General features: G+C 70.0%; 2 protein-coding genes. Both read left to right on the top strand.

Annotated elements, in window-relative coordinates; translation table 11 throughout:
* Positions 1–236 precede the first annotated feature (236 nt).
* On the top strand, positions 237–1,625 hold the full coding sequence (lpdA, locus tag AB0M39_RS41930) for a dihydrolipoyl dehydrogenase (protein WP_365374435.1): 1,389 nt from the start codon (positions 237–239) through the stop codon (positions 1,623–1,625).
* 53 nt (positions 1,626–1,678) lie between these two features.
* Positions 1,679–2,009 (top strand): biotin/lipoyl-containing protein (locus AB0M39_RS41925; protein WP_365374433.1); only part of this gene is annotated, 331 nt, incomplete at its 3' end.

The following is a 2,009-nucleotide window of genomic DNA, read 5'->3' as shown; positions in this document are numbered from 1 at the left end:
GGGGCCGGCGTCCGCCCCACCCCCGCCCCCCCCCCCCGACCTGGGCGCGGGGCAGGCAGACCGGGGCGAAGCCGGGTTAAACCAGCCCCGGGTCCCGCCTTCCGTCAACAAGTGCGAAGATGGGTTCTCGGCAGGACAGGGCCCCCACCACAGGGCCGACGAATCAGCGGCCGAACACCAGCCGCCGCCTGGTCACTGAGGACCGGCGCCCGGCGCACATGCATGGAGGACGTGACGTGGCGAACGACGCCAGCACCGTTTTCGACCTAGTGATCCTCGGCGGTGGTAGCGGCGGTTACGCTGCGGCGCTGCGCGGAGCTCAGCTTGGTCTCGACGTCGCCCTGATCGAGAAGAACAAGCTCGGCGGCACCTGCCTGCACAACGGCTGCATCCCCACCAAGGCGCTGCTGCACGCCGGCGAGATCGCGGACCAGGCTCGCGAGGCCTCGCAGTTCGGCGTCAAGACCTCTTTCGAGGGCATCGACATCGCGGGTGTGCACAAGTACAAGGACGAGGTCATCGCGGGCCTCTACAAGGGTCTGCAGGGCCTGGTGGCCTCGCGCAAGGTGACCTACATCGAGGGCGAGGGCCGGCTGTCCTCCCCCACCTCCGTCGACGTCAACGGCCAGCGCGTCCAGGGCCGCCACGTCCTGCTCGCCACCGGCTCCGTGCCGAAGTCGCTGCCGGGCCTGGAGATCGACGGCAACCGCGTCATCTCCTCGGACCACGCGCTGGTCCTGGACCGCGTCCCGCAGTCCGCGATCGTGCTGGGCGGCGGCGTCATCGGCGTCGAGTTCGCCTCCGCGTGGAAGTCCTTCGGCTCCGACATCACCGTCATCGAGGGCCTCAAGCACCTCGTCCCGGTCGAGGACGAGAGCAGCTCGAAGCTCCTTGAGCGCGCGTTCCGCAAGCGCGGCATCAAGTTCAACCTCGGCACCTTCTTCGAGAAGGCCGAGTACACGCAGGACGGCGTCCGCGTGACCCTCGCCGACGGCAAGACCTTCGAGGCCGAGGTGCTGCTGGTCGCCGTCGGCCGCGGCCCGGTCTCGGCCGGTCTCGGCTACGAGGAGCAGGGCGTCGCGATGGACCGCGGCTACGTCCTGGTCGACGAGTACATGCAGACGAACGTCCCCACGATCTCGGCGGTCGGCGACCTGGTCCCGACGCTCCAGCTCGCCCACGTCGGCTTCGCCGAGGGCATTCTGGTGGCGGAGCGCCTGGCCGGCCTCAAGACCGTTCCGATCGACTACGACGGCGTGCCCCGGGTGACGTACTGCCACCCCGAGGTCGCCTCCGTCGGCATCACCGAGGCCAAGGCCAAGGAGATCTACGGTGCGGACAAGGTCGTCGCTCTGAAGTACAACCTCGCGGGCAACGGCAAGAGCAAGATCCTCAAGACCGCGGGCGAGATCAAGCTCGTCCAGGTCAAGGACGGCGCCGTCGTCGGCGTCCACATGGTCGGCGACCGTATGGGCGAGCAGGTCGGCGAGGCTCAGCTGATCTACAACTGGGAGGCTCTGCCGGCCGAGGTCGCGCAGCTGATCCATGCGCACCCCACGCAGAGCGAGGCGCTCGGCGAGGCCCACCTGGCCCTGGCCGGCAAGCCCCTGCACTCCCACGACTAGCAGTCACGGGCGCGACGACCACTTCCGCACATTCGTAAGGAGCAACTGAAACCATGGCGGTTTCCGTATCCCTTCCGGCGCTCGGCGAGAGCGTCACCGAGGGCACTGTCACCCGCTGGCTGAAGGCCGAGGGCGAGCGCGTCGAGGCCGACGAGCCGCTGCTCGAGGTGTCGACCGACAAGGTCGACACCGAGATCCCGGCGCCGGCATCGGGCATTCTTGCCTCCATCAAGGTCGCCGAGGACGAGACCGTCGAGGTCGGCGCCGAGCTGGCCGTGATCGACGACGGCACGGGCGGCGCCGAGGCCGCTCCGGCGCCGGCCGCCGCCGAGGCTCCGGCCCCGGCCGCCGAGCCGGCGCCCGCTCCGGTCGCCGAGGCCCCCG

The sequence above is a fragment of the Streptomyces sp. NPDC051907 genome, assembly GCF_040681075.1.
In the GTDB taxonomy this organism is placed as follows: domain Bacteria; phylum Actinomycetota; class Actinomycetes; order Streptomycetales; family Streptomycetaceae; genus Streptomyces.
This window is presented reverse-complemented; position numbering and strand designations above follow the sequence as displayed.